Genomic DNA, 19035 nt, shown 5'->3' with positions numbered 1-19035 from the left:
TTTCCGGCTGGTATCGTCCAGAACTATGGGCGAGGCACAAGACGGAGCGGCAGGACGGGAGATCTCCCTGGACTCGGTGGATCATCGGATCCTGCATGCGCTCAGCGTCGACGCCCGCCAGTCGGTCTCCGCCATAGCCGCCGCGCTGCACCTCTCCCGCGCCAACGCCTATGAGCGGATCTCCCGACTGCGCCGGGCCGGAGTCCTGAAGGGCTACACGGCGGTGATCGATCCGCGGGCCGCCGGAATGGCCACCGCCGCCTACGTCTTTCTCACGCTGAAGCAGGATGACTGGGAGGTGCTGCGCCGGGCGCTCGCCGATGAGCCCGCCGTGCGACATCTGGCCCTGGTGGGCGGGCAGTACGACGCGGTGCTGCTGGTTCGCACCCGGACGGTGGAGGAGCTGCGCCGCGTGATCTTCGAGCGGATCCAGTCCCTGGCCTGCGTGCAGTCCTCCCAGACGGCGCTGATCTTCGACGACCACACCGAACAGGAACACCCGATGCCAAGGAGACTGTGATGACGTTTCGTGCAGCACTGATCGAACAGACCGTGACCGGGGGGCGCGTCCAGGACCACCGGGCCGAGCTCGCTGATCTGGACGATGACTTCCTCGCCGGCTCCGGGGGAGACTCCCCGGTGGACATCGACGTCCTGTACTCCGGGATCAACTACAAGGACGGGCTGGCCCTGGCCGGAAAGCCCGGCGTCGCCCGGACCTCCCCGCTGGTCCCCGGCATCGACCTGGTCGGGGAGGTGAGAACCTCGGCTGATGCGCGGTTCAGCCCCGGCGATGCGGTGGTGCTCACCGGCGGAGGAATCGGTGAGTCGGCCCACGGGGGACTCGCGCAGCGCGCCCGCGTCTCGGCGGAATACCTGGTGAAGCTCCCTGAGGGGCTGACCCCGGGTCGCGCCGCGGCGATCGGCACGGCAGGCTTCACGGCCATGCTCTCGGTGCTCGCGCTGGAGCGCGGCGGGGTGCAGACGGATGCGGGCCGCGTCGTCGTCACCGGCTCCGCAGGGGGAGTCGGTTCGGTGGCCATCGCCGTGCTGGCGAAGCTCGGCTTCGAGGTGACCGCGGTGACCGGCCGCGCAGACACTCAGGGCGACTACCTGCACCGCCTCGGGGCCACCGAGCTGCTGGACCGGCAGGAGTTCGCCGAGACCGGGGCTCCGCTGCAGAAGCGCCGCTGGGCGGGCGGGGTCGACTCAGTCGGCTCGGCGACCTTGGCGAACGTCCTGGCCCAGACCGACGACGGCGGCACGGTGACCAGCTGCGGACTCGCCCAGGGCCACGATCTTCCCACCACGGTGATGCCGTTCATCCTGCGCGGAGTCACCCTCGCGGGAATCAACTCCGTCACCGCGCCGCGGGCGCTGCGCGAGGAGGCCTGGGCGCGCCTGGCCGGCGATCTGCCGGTGGAGCTGCTCGACGAGATGACCCAGGAGATCGCCCTCGGCGAGGTCTTCGCGCAGGCCGAGAAGATTCTCGCGGGCCAGGTCCGCGGGCGCACCGTGGTGAACCTGGCCTCCTGAGGCCCCCGAGTAGACAGGCGCTGCCTGTGTGGAGTGTCACATTCGGTGCTCCCGGGCTAGTATGGGATAAATTACCGACCGTTCGGTCAGTTCTGATCGGTCTGTCCCGCTGTCTTTGAGAGGACCCCATGGCTGCCACTGATACATCTGCGGCTCCCCGCCTGCTGCCCAGCTATATCCAGGACTCCTGGTGGACGCCGGAGTCCCCGGAGAAGGTCAGCGAGATCCTTGACGCCTCCACCTCGGAGCCCGTCTGCCGGGTCTCCACCGAGGGGCTGGACACCGGGGCCGCCGTCGCCCATGCCCGCTCCGCGGGACAGGCGAGCCTCGGACAGCTGACCATCCACCAGCGTGCGCTGCGGCTCAAGCACCTCGCCGCCCACCTTCACGAGCACCGCGAGGAGCTCTATGAGCTCTCCGACCGGACCGGCTCCACCCGCAGGGACCACCTGATCGACGTGGACGGCGGCATCGGCACCATCCGCACCTTCTCCTCCAAGGGCCGCAAGGAGCTGCCCAATGCCAATGTCATCGTCGACGGTCAGGTGGAGCAGCTCTCCCGGGACGGATCCTTCCTGGGTGAGCACATCTACACCCGGCTCAGCGGTGTCGCCGTGCAGATCAACGCCTTCAACTTCCCCGTCTGGGGCATGCTCGAAAAGTTCGCACCGAGCTTCATCGCCGGGGTGCCGACCATCGTGAAGCCCGCCTCGCAGACCGCCTATGTGACCCAGGCCTGCGTGCGGCTCATGATCGAGTCCGGCCTGATCCCCGCAGGTGCGCTGCAGCTGATCTCGGGATCGGCCCGTGACCTGTTGGATCACCTGGACCATCGCGATCACGTGGCCTTCACCGGCTCGGCGAACACGGCTCAGCTGCTGCGCTCCCATGACAATGTGGCGAACCAGGGTGTGCGCTTCACCAGCGAGACCGACTCGCTCAACGCCGCGATCCTCGGTCCCGATGCAGCACCGGAGACGGTGGAGTTCGAGGCCTTCATCAAGTCCGTGACCCTGGAGATGACGGCCAAGACCGGGCAGAAGTGCACCGCGATCCGCCGCGTCATCGTCCCCTCGGCCCAGGTCGATCCCGTGGTCGAGGCGCTGCGCGCCCGGCTCGAGTCCCGGGTGGTCCTCGGGGACCCGCGTGACGCTGACACCACGATGGGTCCGCTGGCATCCTTGGATCAGCGCGACGAAGTCTCCCGTGCCGTGGACAAGCTCGTCGACGCCGGCGGCGCCGTGCGAGTCGGCGGTCCCGACTCCGGCACCGGCTCGGCCGATGCCGCGCTCGGCGCGTACTTCCCGGCCACCGTGCTCTCCTTCGCCGAGGCCCGCACCGCCGAAGTCCACTCGGTGGAAGCCTTCGGGCCGGTCACGTCGGTGCTGGGCTACAGCGACATCGACGACGCCGTGGACCTCGCCGCCCTCGGCGGAGGTTCCCTGGTGGCGACCGTGTGCACTCACGACCCCGAGATCGCCGCCGAGTTCACCCGCGGCATCGCCTCCCACCACGGGCGCGTGCTCTTCCTCGACCGGGACGACGCCAAGACCTCCACGGGCCATGGCTCACCGCTGCCCCACCTGGTCCACGGCGGACCCGGGAGGGCCGGCGGCGGCGAGGAGCTCGGCGGCATCCGCGCGGTCAAGCATTATATGCAGCGCACCGCCGTCCAGGGCTCCCCGGACCTGCTCACCGGGGTCACCGGCGTCTGGCACCGCGGGGCCAAGGCCGTCACCGCGACCCCGGAGACCGTGGCCGAGGGCACAGCAGTGCACCCGTTCCGCAAGTCCCTGGCCGAGCTGCGCATCGGTGACCAGTTCGCCTCGGGACTGCGCACAGTGGGTCTGCAGGACATCACCGACTTTGCCGAGTCCACCGGTGACACCTTCTACGCGCACACGAACGAGGAGGCCGCCACCGCGAATCCCTTCTTCCCGCGGCGGGTGGCCCACGGCTATCTGCTGGTGGCCTGGGCCGCAGGACTCTTCGTGGAGCCGGCGCCAGGTCCCGTGCTGGCGAACACCGGCCTGGAGAACCTCTCCTTCCAGACCCCGGTGACCTACGAGGATTCGATCCGGGTCACGCTGACCGCGAAGCAGATCATTCCGCGCGAGACCGATGACTACGGCGAGGTCCGTTGGGACACGGTCCTGCACAACCAGCACGATGAGATCGTCGCGACCTACGATGTGCTCACCCGCGTCGCGAAGGAGAACAAGCCCGAGTGGGTCTGAGCGCTCCGACGTCGAACGCGGGCGGCGGCTGACCGGGCTGGTCTGTGCTGAGGCCTGCGCCCGATGATCGGTATCATGAGTGCCTGAGCCGCTGCCGCCCGGGGCGGACTGGAGGTGATGGGGTGTGAGCAAGAGTCGCGCATCGGGAGAGCGAGACGTCGGACGGTCTCCGCGGATTCTCCATGTGGCTCGAACCCTCGGCCGCGTCCTGGGGCGCCTCATCGTCTTTCTCCTGGTCTGGGTTGGGCTCGCGCTGCTGACCGCCGCCGTCCTGATTCGCATCTTCTGGGGGCAGATCACGGTCGGCCAGCTGCTCCTGAATCTCGTCTCCGTGGAGACTGCAGGCGGGGGTGGGTCCGTGGTCTGGATCTGCATCCTGGGGATCGGCGTGGCACCCCTGCTGATCACCGCCGGACTGGCTCTCTGGCAGGCACGGCGGCGCCGCAGGCGCAGCCAGAACGCGGACGAATCCCTGCCGCAGCGTCCGCCGTGGATCGCGCGCACAGCCTCGGCCGTGCTGGCGTTCACGGTGGTCATCGGGGGGACGGCTTCCTTCGCCGGCGCGGTGAGTCTGGGGGACTACCTCGAAGGGGCCAGCTCCCGGTACGAGCTCGACGACTACTATGTCGAGCCCACCGTCACCGGTGATGAGGATCGCCGGAACCTGGTCCTGATCTATCTCGAGTCCGGAGAGGCCACCCTCGGAGACGAGAAGCTCTTCGAGAAGGACATCTTCGCTCCGCTGGAGGAGGTCACTCGGGCGGAAGACGGCTGGCAGACCGTGGAGGGCCTGCGGCAGTACGAGGGGGGCGGCTGGACCATGGCCGGCCTCACCTCGACACAGTGCGGGGTCCCCCTCGGGGGGCTCATCTCCGCCGCGAGCAGCGTGGACCTCAACGAGCTGCGCGTGGGTGACGAGACGTACCTGGCGGGAACCACCTGCCTCGGTGATGTCCTGGAAGAGCGCGGCTACACCAGCGTATTCCTCGGCGGCGCGAACCCGTCCTTCGCCGCGAAGGACAGCCTGCTCAGCAGCCACGGCTACTCGGAGGTCAAAGGTCTCTCCGACTGGATCGAGGCAGGTGAACCGAAGAGCAGCTTCCGCAGCGACTGGGGCCTGAGCGACGAGCGTCTGATGGCCCACGCCAAGGAAGAGCTCGATGCGCTGCACGCTGAGGCGGAGCGGACCGGAGAGCCGTTCAACCTCTCCGTGCTGACGCTGGACACGCACGAGCCGGTGCATGTCCACGACTACTGCCCGGTGGACACTGAGGACGAGGCCACCTCGGTGTTCGGCTGCTCCATGAAACAGGTGGCCGGATTCGTAGACCATATGGAGAAGCAGGGACACCTCGAGGACACCGCCGTGGTGATCATGGGGGATCACCTCAAGCCCGCCGACGCGGGCGACGCCTTCCATGCTGAGCTGGACGCGAACGGCGACCGCACCATCTTCAATCGGATCTGGGTCCCGGGCGAGAAGACTGATCGTGAGCTGCGCGCCGGGGTGGACCAGCTGAGCATGTACCCGACGATCCTGGAGGCCGCCGGGCTCACCCTGGAGGATGGCGAGGCGGGGGTGGGGGTGTCCGCCTTCGCCACGGAGGTGCCCGCTGGTTCAGCCCAGTCCCTGGCGCCGGAGGACTATACGGAGCTGCTGAAGTCGCGCTCTGCCGAGTTCTACGCAGAGGCCTGGACCGGCCACGCTGCGGCCGAGTAGCCGTGCAGCCGAGCATGCCATCTGAGCCGAGGTTCACCCCTCCGTGTGGACCGGTCATCGGACGGGCCGTCGGGTCGGTCGTCAGGGCATCGGGCATTCCCTACGCACGGTCTGACCGATTCCAGCCGCCGCGCCCCGTGGATGACTGGACTGATCCGTATCTGGCGGTCGATCCCGCCCCGGCCTGCCCGCAGTGGCGCATCAGGGAGCTGGAGCCGGTGATCGGGAGCCAGACCGGAGGACTCCCGCAGGATGAGCGCTGCCAGAATCTCACAGTCACGATGCCCCGGGCGCAGCAGGAGGATGAGCTGCTGCCGGTCATGGTGTGGATTCACGGCGGGTCCTACATCACGGGTGCAGGGGACGCGCCCATCTACGATCCGAGCGCCCTGGTGACCGAGCAGGGCGTCGTCGTCGTGTCCGTGACATACCGGCTCGGAGCCTTCGGGTACCTCGACGGCGAGGGGCGGACCGCGAACCTTGGTCTGCTGGATCAGCTCTGCGCCCTGGAATGGGTGCAGCGCAACATCAGCTTCTTCGGCGGTGACCCGCAGGCGGTCACCGTCTTCGGCCAGTCCGCCGGCGGTGACGCCGCAGCTCATCTGATGGCCACACCGAAGGCGCCGGAGCTGTTCCGCCGGGCGATCATGCAGAGCCCGCCGTTGGGGATCTCACGGGGCCGTCGCAGGATGTCGGCGGCCATGGCCGCTGCAGGTTCCTCGGTGTCCGCAGAGGCTCCGATCCAAGAGGTCCTGCGTCTGCAGGAGGATGCGCGCGCGGCGGCCGTCCCGTTCGGGCTGCGGGGGCTCATGCCCTTCGGGGTCCGGTATGGAGCGTGGCCGCTGCCCGATGAATCCCAGATTGAGGACGTCTGGAAGGCAGTCGCACCGCGCATCGACATCCTGATGACCCATACCTCCGATGAGGCCAGGCTGTTCATTCCGGTCGCGCCTCCGGTGCAGCGAGTGCGTGCGATTCCGCTGCTCGGACCATTCGTGACCACGTTCCTGAGTCGGCTCGCGACCCGGCAGGTCTATGTCGCCGGCATTCGCTCCTTCGCCCGGCGGCACCGTCGTTCCGGGGGCCGGGCGCACAGCTTCGTCGTCGACTGGGCTGCGCCTGGCAACTTCTACGGGGCGGCCCACATGATCGATGTGGCGCTGCTCTTCGGAACCCGCGCGAGCACCGAGGGGCTGGAGCTTCTGGAGGGGGCATCCTGGGAGGAGATCGAGGAAGCCGGAAGGGCGGTCCGGGCGCTGTGGGCGGAGTTTGCCCGGGGAGCGGAACTGCCCGCCACGGGACGACTCACCGACCGCCTCACGGGACGAAGCACGGGCGTCTGCGTCTGACGGAGACGCCCGTGCAGTGCCGGATCAGCCTCAGGGTGATCGGGTGATCGGCGCGCTCAGCTGCTGATCACGTGTGGCTGGGCGACCTCTTTGAGTCCCTGCAGCCCGAACTCCAGACCGAAGCCTGACTGTTTCGCACCCCCGAAGGGCACCCGTGGATCGATGGCTCCGTGCTTATTGATCCACGTGGTCCCGGCCTCCATCCTCGCGGCCACTTCTGCGGCGCGCTTCGGATCAGAGGACCAGACCGAGGAGCCCAGCCCGACCTCGAGACCATTGGCCCAGGCGATGGCCTGATCCAGGCTGGTGTAACGGATGATCGGCAGCGCCGGGCCGAACTGTTCCTCAGTGACCAGCGGGTTCTGCGGATCAATGTCAGCGACCAGGGTCGTGGGATAGAAGAAGCCCGGAGCGGCATCATCGGGATCTGCTCCGATGAGCACCCGGGCCCCGGAGTCGGTGGCCGCGTCGACCAGGCGCGCGACGATCTCGCGCTGCTTCGCGTTCTGCAGCGGCCCGAGCACGTTGTGCTCCTCGAGCCCGATCCCCATGGGCATCTTCGCGGCGACCTCGGTCAGCGCCTGGCAGACCTCGTCATAGATCGAGTCTGGCACGTAGAGCCGCTTCAGCGCCGCGCAGGTCTGTCCGGTGTTGATGAACGCGCCCCAGAAGAGATCTTCTGCGATGGCCTTGGGGTCAGCGTCATCGAGCACGATCCCGGCGTCATTGCCGCCGAGCTCCATGGTCATGCGCTTCATGGTGTCGGCGGCGGTCTTGATGATGGCCTTGCCGGTGGTGACCGAGCCGGTGAACATGATCTTGGCGATGTCGGGGTGCTCGGTGAGCGCCTTGCCCAGGGACCCGTCGCCGGGGACCGCGATGAGCACGTCGGCGGGCAGGGCGGTGTTGAGCACGTGGACCAGGGCGAGCACGCTCAGCGGGGTGTATTCGGAGGGTTTGATCACCACGGTGTTGCCCATGCGCAGGCTCGGGGCGATCTGCCAGATGGAGATCATCATGGGCCAGTTCCAGGGTCCGATGGCGCCGACCACGCCCAGGGGGCGGTAGTGCAGCTCGGCGTGGCCGGTCTCATCATCGAGGAGGACTTCGGGTTCCACGGGGATCGAGGCGGCGGTGCGCAGCCAGGCGGCGCAGGCGCCGACCTCGAAGCGGGCGTTGGGTCCGTTGAGGGGTTTGCCCTGTTCTCGGGAGAGCAGCACGGCGAGTTCCTCGGCGTGGGCTTCGATGGCGTCGGCGGCGGCGTGCAGGGTCTGGCTGCGTTGGTCATGGCTCTGGGCGGCCCAGGTGGTCTGGGCGGTGTGGGCTCGGGCCACGGCGTCGTTGAGTTCTGCGGGGGAGGTCTGCGGGGTGCGGCCGACGAGTTCGCCGGTGGCGGGGTCGAGGATCTCTCGGCCCTGGGGGGACTGGATCTGTTCAAGCAGCGTGCTGGCGGTCATGGTGTTCTCCTTGGTGGTGCGGTCGGCGGGATCGAGAGGTTCAGCGGCTCAGCAGAAGCAGGTCAGCGGCCTTCTCGCCGATCATGATCGTGGGGGCGTTGGTGTTGCCGCTGGGCACGGCGGGCATGATCGAGGCGTCGGCCACGCGCAGCCCGGCAACTCCGCGCACGCGCAGCTGTGGGTCCACCACGGAGAGGTCATCGGTGCCCATCCGGCAGGTGCCGGCCTGGTGGTGATAGGTCCCGGCCATCGCCCGGGCATGGGCGCGCACCTGATCCCGGGTGGTCAGCGGACCGGAGGGGTTGAAATCGCCCTTGCGATAGGGCGCCAGAGCCTCTTGTGCACCGATCTCACGGCACAGCTCGATCGCGTCGCAGAGGGCTTCAAGGTCATACTCATCCGCCAACAGGTTCGGATCCAGCAGCGGCGCGACCTTCGGGTCAGGGCTGGTCACGCGCAGCGTCCCGCGGGACCGCGGTCGGACGATTCCCGCGTTGATGGTGAAGCCCGCCGCGGGCGCGTCACCGCCGTCGGTGGGATAGGGAAAATGCATGAACAGGGGCTGGATGTCGGGCGCCTGCTCCTCGGTCTGTCGACTGTGCGCGAAGAGCTGGGCCTCCAGCAGGTTGTGCCGGCCCTCGGCCAGCGCTTCCGGCGCCTCGTAGATGACGCTGGCGAGCACGTGATCATGGAGGTTCTTCCCCACTCCGGGAAGCTCCAGCACCGAATCGATGCCCGCCTCGGCCAGATCCGCGGTGTCTCCGATCCCGGAGTGCTGCAGGATCGCCGGGGAGCCTATCGCGCCCCCACAGAGCACGATCTCGGCCTCGGCGCGGGCGATGCGGGTGCCGGCGTCGGTGCTGAACTCCACGCCGGTGGCGCGCCCCGCCTCGACGATGATCCGGTGGACCAGCGCATCCGTGGTCACTGTGAGCCGGTCGTGGCCCAGGATGGGCTGGATGAAGGCCCGCCAGGGACTGTGTCGCCGGCCGTCCTTGGTGGTGGTGTGGTTGAACCCGGCGCCGGACATGTGAGCGCCGTTGAAGTCGAGGGTCTCGGAGATCCCCACGCTTCCGGCGGCCTGGACGAAGGCTTCAGAGCTGGCGTGGCGATGGGTGATCTTCTCCACGTGCAGCGGCCCGCCGGCGCCGTGGAACTCGGTCTCCCCGTCCTCGTGGTCCTCGGAGCGCTTGAACAGGGGGAGCACGTCCTCCCAGCTCCAGCCCTCGCAGCCTGCGGCGGCCCACTTGTCATAGTCGGAGCGGTGCCCGCGGATGTAGATCATGCCGTTGAGCGATCCGGACCCGCCCAGCACCTTGCCTCGTGGCCAGGCGATGGTGCGGGTGTCTGCGTGGACCTGCGGGGTGGTGGTCAGCGCCCAGTCCGTGGGCCCCTGCATCAGCATGGGCCAGCCCTGCGGGCTGTGGATGTGGGGATCCTCGTCCTTGCCGCCGGCCTCGATGATGTGCACGCTGTGCCCGGCATCGAGCAGCCGCCGAGCGATCACAGATCCGGCCGATCCGGCGCCGATGACGACATAGTCGCTGGTCCTGGTTTCATCCATCGTGTTCATCTCTCCTCTGGGTCACAGTTCCGGTGCTGGGATCAGCATGGCCCTCCTTCACGATCCGCCCTTGATCTGAGGTGCACGGAGCTGTGCAGCAGACGCATGGATGTGGCTGGGGTCACATGGAGATGGGAGACTGGGCGGATGCCGATCTGCAGGTGCGAGACCCCATGAGCGCGACGACGGGCCAGGTCTCCTTCGACGCTGCGGAGTTGGCGCCCCGGGACCGCTTCGAGGCGTGGCGCCACGCTGTGAACGCGGCCTTCGTGCCCCTGGATGCGCACACGGAGAGCCCCGCCGAGTTCCATGGTGCACTGACCGGCCTGGCGCTGGGTTCGCTGACCGTGGCCGGTGTCGGTGGGGACGCAGTCACAGTCCGGCGCAGCCGACAGACCATCGCGGCGGGGGATCCGGGAGTGTTCAAGTTCGCACTGCAGGTGCACGGAAGCTCACTGACCCGACAGGACGGTCGCGAGGCGATGCTCGCCCCGGGGGATCTCGTCATCTACGACACCCGCCGTCCCTACGACCTCGTCTTCGGCGGGCCCTACCGGATGTTCGTGGTGCAGATCCCCGTGGAGCAGGTGGGGCTCTCGGCGGAACAGGCCCGTGCCGTGGTGGCCCAGCGGATCCCGGGCAGCGCAGGCCTTGGCGCGCTGACCTCCTCCCTGCTGGGAAGCCTCGATGGTCAGCTGCAGAAGGGGGAGATCTCTCCTGATCCGCGGGCCGCCTCAGCGGTGCTGCAGCTGGTGCAGGCCACGCTGCTCTCGCGCTTCCGCCCTGCAGGTGAGGTGCCCACCCGTGACGTGGTGTACCTGGAGGCGGTCAGACATATCGACGATCACCTCGGAGACCCGGAGCTCGGAGTGGACGCTGTGGCACGGGCCCTGCATGTCTCGCTGCGCTACCTGCAGGGGGTCTTCGCGCAGGAGGGCACCACGATCAGTGAATGGATCCGCCATCGGCGCCTGGAGCGCTGCCGAATGGAGCTCGGAGATCCCGCTCAGGCCCATCGTTCGGTCAGTGCGGTGGCGGCGCGATGGGGATACCCGGATGCATCGAGCTTCAGCAGGGCTTTCAGGCACGCCTATGGGGTCTCGCCGGGGGCCTTCCGTCGGCAGATCATCGGCGGCTGAGCTCAGCGCCCGAGGAAGACCGGCTTCCGCTTCTCCTGGAACGCTGCGAAGCCCTCGGTGTAGTCCGCAGAGGCACACAGTCGTCCCTGAGCGTGGTTCTCCTCCTTCAGCGATTCCCACAGGCCGATCCGCTGGTCTCGCACCGCGGCCACGAGGGCCTTTGATTCGCGGAATGCCAGGGTGGCGCCCCTGGCCGCGACGGCGGTCTTCTCGCGGGCGAAGTCGAGCAGATCCTCGGCGTCCATGGCGCGGGAGAAGAGACCTGCCGCGACGGCCTCCGCACCCGACATCAGATCCCCTGTGTAGATGAGGTCCAGGGTGCGGTGCGCTCCCAGACGCTCCACGAACAGCGCGTGGCCGCCGGAGTCCAGCGTGGCTCCGAGCGCGGCGAACGGGGAGCCGACCTTGGCGCTCTCGGCCACATAGACCACGTCGGTGGCGATGGCCAGACCCAGGCCCACGCCGAGGCAGGCTCCCTGCACGGCGGCGAAGGTCGGCGCCGGGAACGCGGCCATGCGTCGCATGAGCGGGGTGACCCTGTCCTGCAGGTAACCCAGCGCGTCGTCGGTGGCGGGCACGACGTCGGAGATGTCCCGCCCTGCGCAGAATCCTCTGCCCTCCCCGCGCAGCAGCAGGGCTCGCACGCCCGCCTCCTCGGCCTCGCGGTAGGCGGCATCGAGGTCATCGAGGGCCTGTTCGTCCAGGGAGTTGAGCTTCTTCGGGGCGTCGAGGACGATCTCTGCGATGTTCTCGGTGATGCTGAGGTTGATCATGGGGCTCCTGCGTTGGGACGCGCTCAGGCGTCGTAGTCGACCACGAGCTGCTTGGAGGTGGGGCGTGTCTGGCAGGTCAGCACGTAGCCGGCGCTGACCTCGTCGGACTCCAGGGCGAAGTTCTCCTCCATCTCGAAATCACCCGAGACGACCTTGGCGCGGCAGGTCCCGCAGACCCCTCCGGCGCAGGCGAAGGGAACATCGGGCCGCGCGCGCAGCGCTGCGTTGAGCACCGTCTCGCCCGAGGCCGCGGGGGAGGCGATCTGGCCGGTCAGTCCGTCGAGGGTGAACTCGATCTGGACGTTGTCTCCCTCAGGATCGGCCTCCACCCTGCGGCCCTGCTGGCCCTCGGGACGGTCCGGTCGTCCGGTGGTGAACAGTTCGAAGCGGATGTCGTTCTCATCCACACCCCGGGCCGCGAGCGAGTCGCGCGCCATCTGGACCAGTTCGAAGGGCCCGCAGAGGAACCATTCGTCGGTGTCCTGCACGCGCAGCACCTTGTCGAGGAGATTGCTGAGCTTCTCCTCGTCGATCCGGCCGGTGAGCAGCGGGTTGATCCGCTGTTCCCGGCTGAGCACATGGTGCACGGCGAGCCGGGCGGGGTAGCGGTCCTTGAGGTCACCCAGCTCCTCGGCGAACATCACATCAGACGCCGAACGGTTGGCGTAGACCAGGTCGAAGGTGGAGTCCTTCGAGGCGGCCAGCACGGACCGGGCGATGGCCATGATCGGGGTGATGCCGGAACCGGCGGCGAAGGCGACCAGGTGCACATCCGAGCGCAGCGCCACGGCCTCCTCGGCGAGCTTGGCGGGGTTGTTCATCGAGGTGATGGCCGTCTTGGAGACGAAGGCTCCGGAGGGGTTCATCACCTCCATCTGATCTCCGGGCTTCAGCGACTCATTGGCCCAGTTGGAGAAGAGTCCGCCGATGTCGCGCTTGATCGCCACGCGGATCTCACCAGGAGTGGGCTCGGTGCAGATCGAGTACGAACGGCGGACCTCCTGGCCGTCGAGCTCCGTGCGCAGCGCCACGTACTGTCCCGGGGCGTAGTCGAAGTCCTCCTGCAGCTCCTCTGGGACGGCGAAGGTCACCTCGACCGAGTCCGAGGTCAGCGGCCGGACCTCGGAGACGGTCAGTGTGGAGAAGGTCGCGCGGCGGCGAGTGGTCGTCGACATCAGTGCACCTTGAAGTGGTCGAAGGGCTCCAGGCAGTCGCGGCACTGATACAGGGCCTTGCATGCGGTGGAGCCGAAGCGGGTCATCTCACGAGTATTGGGGGAGTCGCAGCGGGGGCATTTGACGCTCAGGCCCACGCGCACAGGACCCACAGCGGCCAGGCCGGTGGGTGGGGCGATGCCGTATTCACGCAGCTTCGCCTTGCCCTCCTCGGTCATCCAGTCAGTGGTCCAGGCCGGGTGCAGCACCGTCTCGATGCGTACCTGTTCATGTCCGGCGTGGCGCAGGGCGGCGGTGACATCGGCGTTGATCGTGTCCATCGCGGGACAGCCGGAATAGGTCGGGGTGATGACGACGACGGCGGTGCCGTCCGCCTCCACCCGGGCCTCGCGCAGGATGCCCAGATCCGCGATGCTGAGCACCGGGATCTCTGGATCGTTGACGCTCGCCGCGACCTCCCACACGGTGGCGTCGGCGGGAAGGGTCACAGACTCGGGTCCCATCACTGCCATCATTGCTCCTCTCACCAGGTGGCTCCGGGGTGCTGGCGGGCCAGCACCTGCATCTCGGCCAGGATGAGTCCGCGCTGCTCCGAGTGGCGCCCGGAGCGGTCAGCGCCATGGGCGCCGGACATGTCAGGGACGGTCAGTCCGGCCTGATCGATGACCTGATGCAGACGGTTCAGCGTGGCCTCGCGCAGCGAGGACGGCAGCACGGCGATGTCACCGAGCTCGGTGATCGGCTCGACGTCGGTGAAGAGCTCCTCTACGTAGGACCAGACCGAGTCGAGACCCTCCTGAATGCGCCGGGAGGACTCCTCGGTGCCCAGGCCCAGCCGCAGGACCCACTGGGCGGCGTGGTCCTGGTGGTAGTCCACCTCTTTGAGGGCCTTCTCGGCGATGGCCGCGAGGGTGGTGTCGGCCGAGCGCACCAGACGGCTGTAGAGCTCGTGCTGGTAGAAGCTGAAGATCAGCTGCCGGGCGATGGTCTTGCCGAAGTCCCCGTTCTCCTGCTCCACCAGACGGCAGGAGCGGAACTCCTCCTCGTCACGGAAGTAGGCGAGGTCATCCTCGGACCTGCCCCAGGCGGTGCCGGCGTAGGTGAGCAGGAAGCGGGCGTGGCCGAGCAGGTCCAGAGCGATGTTCGCCAGCGCCACGTCCTCCTCCAGCTCGGGTGCCCGGGAGACCCAGGCGCCCAGGCGCTGGGAGAGGATCAGGGCGTCGTCGCCGAGGATCAGTGCATACCGGGCGGTGGCGTCGTCGGCCTGCGCGCCCGAGGCGGCGATCTCCTCGGCGGTGATCGCCTCACCCTGGGACTGGCGGGTGGCGGAGTCATGCGATGCGAAGCTCACAGGTGCTTCACCCCCTCGGACTGGGTGTAGTACGTGGCGTGTCGGTAGCTCTTGCCCTGGGCGGACTCGAAATAGGCGCCCTTGGAGTCCGGATCTGAGGCCATGATCGCCTCAGCGGGGACGACCCACACGGAGGTGCCTTCATTGCGGCGGGTGTAGAGGTCTCGAGCATTGCGGATCGCCATGGTGGCATCCGGTGCGTGGAGGGACCCGGCATGCACGTGGGAGAGCCCGCGTGAGCCTCGGATGAAGACCTCCCAGAGGGGCCAGGAGCTCGAATCTGCGCTGGAGGACATGGCCTCGCCTTTCTAGCGGTGACTTGCGGGGGAGGGGGACAGCGGGTGGAGCGGGTGGCGGTCAGGCGCCGATGAGGGCGGCCTGGTCGCGCTCCTGGCCCTGGGCCTGGCGGCCGGCGTAGGCCACTGCGGCTTCGCGGACCCATGCTCCTTCGTCCCGCGCCCTGCGGTAATGCTCCAGGCGCTGCCGGCTCAGCGGGCCGTTGCCCTTGATGACGGCGAAGAACTCGTCCCAGTCCAGGTCCCCGAAGTCATAGTGTCCGCGCTCCTCGTTCCACTTCAGCTCGGGATCTGGAAGCGTGAGGCCCAGGGCCTCGACCTGCGGGACCAGCATGTCGACGAAGCGCTGGCGCAGCTCATCATTGGTGAAGCGCTTGATCTTCCACTCCATGGACTGCTGCGAGTTCGGGGAGTCACCGTCCGGGGGGCCGAACATCTGCAGCGCCGGTCCGTAGAAGCGGTCCACGGCCTCCTGTGCCATCTGATGCTGCGCCTCGGTGCCGTGGGAGAGCGAGTAGAGGATCTCCCAGCCCTGACGCTGATGGAAGGACTCCTCCTTGCAGATGCGCACCATCGCACGGCCATAGGGCCCGTAGGATGCGCGGCAGAGCGGGACCTGGTTGACGATCGCCGCGCCGTCGACCAGCCAGCCGATGGCACCGATGTCGGCCCAGGTCCGAGCAGGGTAGTTGAAGATTGAGGAGTACTTGGCCTTGCCGCTGTAGAGCTGGTCATACATCTCTTCGCGGGGGCGGCCGAGGGTCTCGGCGGCGGAGTAGAGGTACAGGCCGTGGCCCGCCTCATCCTGGACCTTGGCCATCAGGATCGCCTTGCGCTTCAGGCTCGGCGCACGGGAGATCCAGTTTCCCTCCGGCTGCATGCCGATGATCTCGGAGTGGGCATGCTGAGAGACCTGCCGCACCAGCGACTTCCGATACGACTCGGGCATCCAGTCCCGAGGTTCGATGCGGGAGTCCTCGGCGATGATCTCGTCGAAGCGGCTCTGCCCGGCCTCTGCCTCGGCGAGAGCCGCTGCGGCGTCGCTCTCGTCGGCGAGGTGCAGGGGAGCGTGCTGATGGTTCTGGGGTGACATGGTCATCCTCTATTCCGTCGCATTATTTACCGACCGTTCGTTCAGTATAGCACCGGTGGTGTGACGGTCAACACGCTGATTCAGCGGAACATGGAATGACCGGGGCGGGGAGCCCTCCCGGGCCGAGCGCTGAGCTGTCGCACCGCTGCGGCCGGGAGGGCTCCCGCCCCGTGATCAGGCGTCGTCACGCATCGACGAGGTCCCGATCGGGTTCGCCGAGTCTGCGGATCCGTGGATTGAACAGGGACCCGAGGGAGACCACCACCCATACAGCGACGAAGACCGTGGTCGCCAGGTGCAGGCTGCCGGTCTCGATCAGGACAGCCCCACCGCCGATGCCCAGCGCCGGAGTCAGGGTCAAGATCGCGTTCTGCGCCCCCAGGACCCTGCCCCGCTGGGACTCCTCGACGTTCTCCACGAAGGTCAGACCGACGACGGCGTTCATGGCACCACCACCGAGGCCCGCGACCGCGGCCGAGGCGAAGATCGTCCAGACCGGACCAAGGAAGGCCAGGCCCCCGAGACCGACAGCGAGGATGGTGATGCCGGAGATGAACCAGACCCTGCGCGGGATCCTGCTTGCCAGGCCCGCGAAGAGTCCGCCACCGACGAGCAGACCTGCGGCCAGGGAGCTGAGCACGAAGCCGACGCACTGCGGTTCGTCCTGGAAGGCGAAGTGAACCGGGATCACCATGCCCTGTATGGCCGCGAGCACGACCCCGAGCGTGATGGCCAGGATCAGCATCCCGCGCAGCAGCGGGGAGCGGAGCAGAATCTTGAGGCCGTCAAAGACCGAGCTCATGCCCTGCACCGTGGTCGCCGTGTCGTGATCACGCTGATGCGCCGTCGCACTGGAGGCAATCCCGAGGGTGAGCAGCGCCGCCAGGGCTGCCAGGCCGGAGGTGATCCACAGGACCGTCACCGGCTCCAGCGCTGCGACCAGGACACCGGCCACGGCGGGACCGATCAACACGGTCACCCCGGTGAGCGCTTCGCGCAGGCCGATGAGTCGAGACGGCTCCGCGCCGACCGCTCTCGCGAGGGCAGGGAGCATCGCTTCCCGGGCGGTCATTCCGGGGACATCTCCAAAGGAGCCCAGCACGGCGACTGCGATGAACCAGCCCACGTTCAGCCCGACCGTCAGGTCCACGATGGGCAGGATGAGCAGTGCGAGGGCCGAGATGGCGTCCGCGATGATCGATGCGGTGCGTCGATTGATCCGGTCGATGAGCGAGCCCATCAGCAGCCCGGCGATCGCGGCCGGCACCGAGGCGGCGATCGCCACGATCCCGGCGTCGAGCGGGCTGCCGGTGGTGAAGAGCACAAGCAGCGGCAGGGCGATGGCTGTGACGGAGTTGCTCAGAAGTGAAGTGACGAAGGAGGCGAAATAGAAGAAGGAGGTTCTTTTCATGCCCACAGTGAAGGCTATGACGTCGCGTCAGGGTCAAATGCCTCTGCCTCAGCCCTGCCTCAGCTCTCCTCGACCCCGACATGGGTGCCCCCGCTAGTCCCTGACCGATCACTCTGGGTCCTTGGGGCCCGGAGGGTTCCAAGCCATCGGCCACCGGGCAGGTCAGTGCGCGAACCAGACCGCATGAAAGCAACCGGCGGCTACCCACTTGAATTGGGATTACCGCTATCCGACGTCGCGTTCATAGGGTGACTTCCGAGGCGGTCGGAATCTGCTCGAACACGTCGCCACGTGAGGGGCAAGTTCTAGATAGCTGAACCGGTCACTATCGATGAACAACAGCAGAGAAGCCCCGGGATGACTGTTCTCATCGTCTCGGTCCGATGTTAACGATTCTGCCGTTGCGCGGTATTGATCCTTCGATTGTCATGCGCACCGCGTTGGCGCATGCGACGTCGCGGTGGTCGATCGCTTGCAGGTGGACGTGTGGTTCGGTGCGGTTACCGGAGTTCCCACAGCGCCCCAGCACGTCGCCAACCGCTACGAGCTGTCCAGGTCGAACCTGGACGCTGTCTTGTTGCAGATGGCAGAGGGCAACGATGACGCCTTCGCTCTCGATCAACACATGATTTCCGGCTAGAGCTACCCAGCCTGCGCGAACTCGGCGTTGCTGGGTGAGCGCGTAGCTGATCGAAGGTAGGCCGCGATACGCGGGGTGGTCGAGTTCGGTGTCGTGTGCGGTGACGACGATTCCCTCCACCGGCGCCAGCAGTGTGCGCCCGAAGCCCGTGAACCGCACCGGTGATTCCGGGCGCAGGAAAGCGCCGAACGTCATGGGTGCTGTGTGTCCGCTGTCATCAACTGGCACGAAGTCGATGGCGTAGGACGTGGCGAACAAGCTAGTGCCGTGACTGGGCACCCGGTTGGCGGGGCTGTTCTGGGCAAGCCAGCGGCCAACGAACGGGTACTGCACGTCGATGGAAGGTGTCGTGCGGTTGCTCTCTGTGCCTTGGTGCCCTTGCGGAACAAGGGCTCGGAGCCGCGTGCTCGCGCTCATCCTCCCATACGATCTCCGGCATCAGTCTGAACACCGACGTGTCTGTACTTGCCCCAGAAGGGCTCAGTAAATGGGATCAGAGCGCGCGCCGTTTCGACGATGATCAATGCGATGCTGAGCTCAGTGGTGACGTTTCACTCGAGGTTCCTATTTGAGACGGTGAAGTATGCGAACCCCGCGATTATTTGTCCTTGTGGCCATCCCGCTCTTACTCGTCTCCTGCACTGAAGGTGCCGAGCAATCTGGCACCGGAGTGGGGGACCTTGCAGAGGACGGGCAAAAACGTATGGACAAGGCAACAGCAGCTCTGGAGCAACAAGGTTTCGAATCCTGGTACGCGCTAGCTGGTTATGGGACAGCTCCTTTCGGTGGGGTCACAAGGTTGCCCCCAGAGAGGGAAGCCGTAGCGTTTTCTGTGTGGTGCGAAGGGGCAGATCACGGCCCTCCGTTTTCCCTAGATGGTGAGGAACAAGGGGTCATGCCTTGTTCGGAGGACGGGCAGACTTACGAGGTCGTGACGGACTACCCGTATGCGGCAGGGCAGCTGGAGATCGAGGCGGAGCAGGGGACCCGCAGTGTGCAATGGGCATTTGCGGTGGGGGTCACCCCAGAGGAGAACACGAGCGTAGACGCGGCCAACTAACGCTGGCCGGGTGGGCAGGTGATTTTTTTCGGCAGGTGTTCCAGGGACCACGACGGCCGTGAATGCTGATCAACCGGTTCGCGCGGGTGTCTCGCAACCCATGACGAGTGCACGAAGCTATCGAGACACTGTTGCGAGGCGCTGGGGGAATCGTCCTCTGCGGGATTTCGCAGATCTTGAGCGGGGGAGCGGTGTCTTGTCCGTTTGCCTTGCAACCTAAGGGTTGGAAGACAA

17 protein-coding genes are annotated in these 19035 nt (G+C 67.3%); 7 read left to right on the top strand and 10 right to left on the bottom strand.

Translation table 11 applies throughout. From position 1 onward, the window contains the following. The first annotated feature begins 25 nt into the window (after positions 1-25). The 5 genes from H4W27_RS09375 to H4W27_RS09355 all read left to right on the top strand — a co-directional run bounded on the left by H4W27_RS09375 (position 26) and on the right by H4W27_RS09355 (position 6842). Positions 26-520, top strand: a complete 495-nt coding sequence (locus H4W27_RS09375; protein WP_192595697.1) for an Lrp/AsnC family transcriptional regulator — start codon at positions 26-28, stop codon at positions 518-520. Further along, positions 520-1536: an MDR family oxidoreductase gene (locus tag H4W27_RS09370; RefSeq protein ID WP_192595696.1), complete on the top strand. Its 1017-nt coding sequence runs from the start codon at positions 520-522 to the stop codon at positions 1534-1536. The genes H4W27_RS09375 and H4W27_RS09370 overlap by 1 nt, the downstream gene beginning before the upstream one ends. A gap of 128 nt (positions 1537-1664) precedes the next feature. Beyond that, positions 1665-3773 carry a phenylacetic acid degradation bifunctional protein PaaZ gene (paaZ, locus tag H4W27_RS09365; RefSeq protein WP_192595695.1) on the top strand — a complete coding sequence of 703 codons (2109 nt, stop codon included), beginning with the start codon at positions 1665-1667 and terminating at the stop codon, positions 3771-3773. A 124-nt stretch (positions 3774-3897) separates the two neighbouring features. Next, complete coding sequence (locus H4W27_RS09360) at positions 3898-5493, top strand: LTA synthase family protein (protein ID WP_318782262.1); 1596 nt, start codon at positions 3898-3900, stop codon at positions 5491-5493. 14 nt (positions 5494-5507) lie between these two features. Further along, positions 5508-6842: a carboxylesterase family protein gene (locus tag H4W27_RS09355; protein ID WP_192595694.1), complete on the top strand. Its 1335-nt coding sequence runs from the start codon at positions 5508-5510 to the stop codon at positions 6840-6842. Positions 6843-6898: 56 nt separating this feature from the next. Here H4W27_RS09355 and H4W27_RS09350 read toward each other — a convergent pair whose 3' ends face one another. Continuing rightward, positions 6899-8299, bottom strand: coding sequence for an aldehyde dehydrogenase family protein (locus H4W27_RS09350; RefSeq protein ID WP_192595693.1), 1401 nt, complete (start codon positions 8297-8299; stop codon positions 6899-6901). A gap of 40 nt (positions 8300-8339) precedes the next feature. Further along, positions 8340-9863: a GMC family oxidoreductase gene (locus H4W27_RS09345; RefSeq protein ID WP_192595692.1), complete on the bottom strand. Its 1524-nt coding sequence runs from the start codon at positions 9861-9863 to the stop codon at positions 8340-8342. Between the two features lie 173 nt (positions 9864-10036). On the opposite strand from H4W27_RS09345, the gene H4W27_RS09340 reads away from it, so the two are divergent. Beyond that, entirely contained in the window at positions 10037-11002 is a 966-nt protein-coding gene (locus H4W27_RS09340) for an AraC-like ligand-binding domain-containing protein (RefSeq protein ID WP_192595691.1), read from the top strand. Positions 11003-11004: 2 nt separating this feature from the next. Here H4W27_RS09340 and H4W27_RS09335 read toward each other — a convergent pair whose 3' ends face one another. The 8 genes from H4W27_RS09335 to H4W27_RS09300 form a co-directional block, all read right to left on the bottom strand. After that, on the bottom strand, positions 11005-11775 hold the full coding sequence (locus tag H4W27_RS09335; RefSeq protein ID WP_192595690.1) for an enoyl-CoA hydratase/isomerase family protein: 771 nt from the start codon (positions 11773-11775) through the stop codon (positions 11005-11007). 23 nt (positions 11776-11798) lie between these two features. Continuing rightward, the gene (paaE, locus tag H4W27_RS09330) at positions 11799-12950 is read right to left on the bottom strand and encodes a 1,2-phenylacetyl-CoA epoxidase subunit PaaE (protein ID WP_192595689.1); all 1152 of its coding nucleotides are present in this window, start codon (positions 12948-12950) and stop codon (positions 11799-11801) included. Further along, complete coding sequence (paaD, locus tag H4W27_RS09325; protein WP_192595688.1) at positions 12950-13465, bottom strand: 1,2-phenylacetyl-CoA epoxidase subunit PaaD; 516 nt, start codon at positions 13463-13465, stop codon at positions 12950-12952. Before paaD ends, paaE begins: the two co-directional genes overlap by 1 nt. Positions 13466-13473: 8 nt before the next feature. Further along, positions 13474-14301 carry a 1,2-phenylacetyl-CoA epoxidase subunit PaaC gene (paaC, locus tag H4W27_RS09320; RefSeq protein WP_192595687.1) on the bottom strand — a complete coding sequence of 276 codons (828 nt, stop codon included), beginning with the start codon at positions 14299-14301 and terminating at the stop codon, positions 13474-13476. After that, positions 14298-14597, bottom strand: a complete 300-nt coding sequence (gene paaB / locus H4W27_RS09315; RefSeq protein ID WP_192595686.1) for a 1,2-phenylacetyl-CoA epoxidase subunit PaaB — start codon at positions 14595-14597, stop codon at positions 14298-14300. Before paaB ends, paaC begins: the two co-directional genes overlap by 4 nt. A gap of 61 nt (positions 14598-14658) precedes the next feature. Then, entirely contained in the window at positions 14659-15690 is a 1032-nt protein-coding gene (paaA, locus tag H4W27_RS09310; RefSeq protein ID WP_192595685.1) for a 1,2-phenylacetyl-CoA epoxidase subunit PaaA, read from the bottom strand. A gap of 184 nt (positions 15691-15874) precedes the next feature. Next, the gene (locus tag H4W27_RS09305) at positions 15875-17101 is read right to left on the bottom strand and encodes an MFS transporter (protein ID WP_192595684.1); all 1227 of its coding nucleotides are present in this window, start codon (positions 17099-17101) and stop codon (positions 15875-15877) included. 367 nt (positions 17102-17468) lie between these two features. Further along, entirely contained in the window at positions 17469-18158 is a 690-nt protein-coding gene (locus tag H4W27_RS09300) for a M23 family metallopeptidase (RefSeq protein ID WP_192595683.1), read from the bottom strand. A 478-nt stretch (positions 18159-18636) separates the two neighbouring features. Here H4W27_RS09300 and H4W27_RS13650 point away from each other — a divergent pair, with 478 nt between their 5' ends. After that, a complete protein-coding gene (locus H4W27_RS13650; protein ID WP_225939070.1) occupies positions 18637-18801 on the top strand; it encodes a hypothetical protein in 165 nt (54 codons plus the stop codon). Positions 18802-19035 lie beyond the last annotated feature (234 nt).

The sequence above is a fragment of the Nesterenkonia lutea genome, from assembly GCF_014873955.1.
Classification (GTDB): Bacteria; Actinomycetota; Actinomycetes; order Actinomycetales; family Micrococcaceae; genus Nesterenkonia; species Nesterenkonia lutea.
Note: the sequence above shows the minus strand (reverse complement) of the source record. Positions and strands in the feature narration are given on the sequence as shown.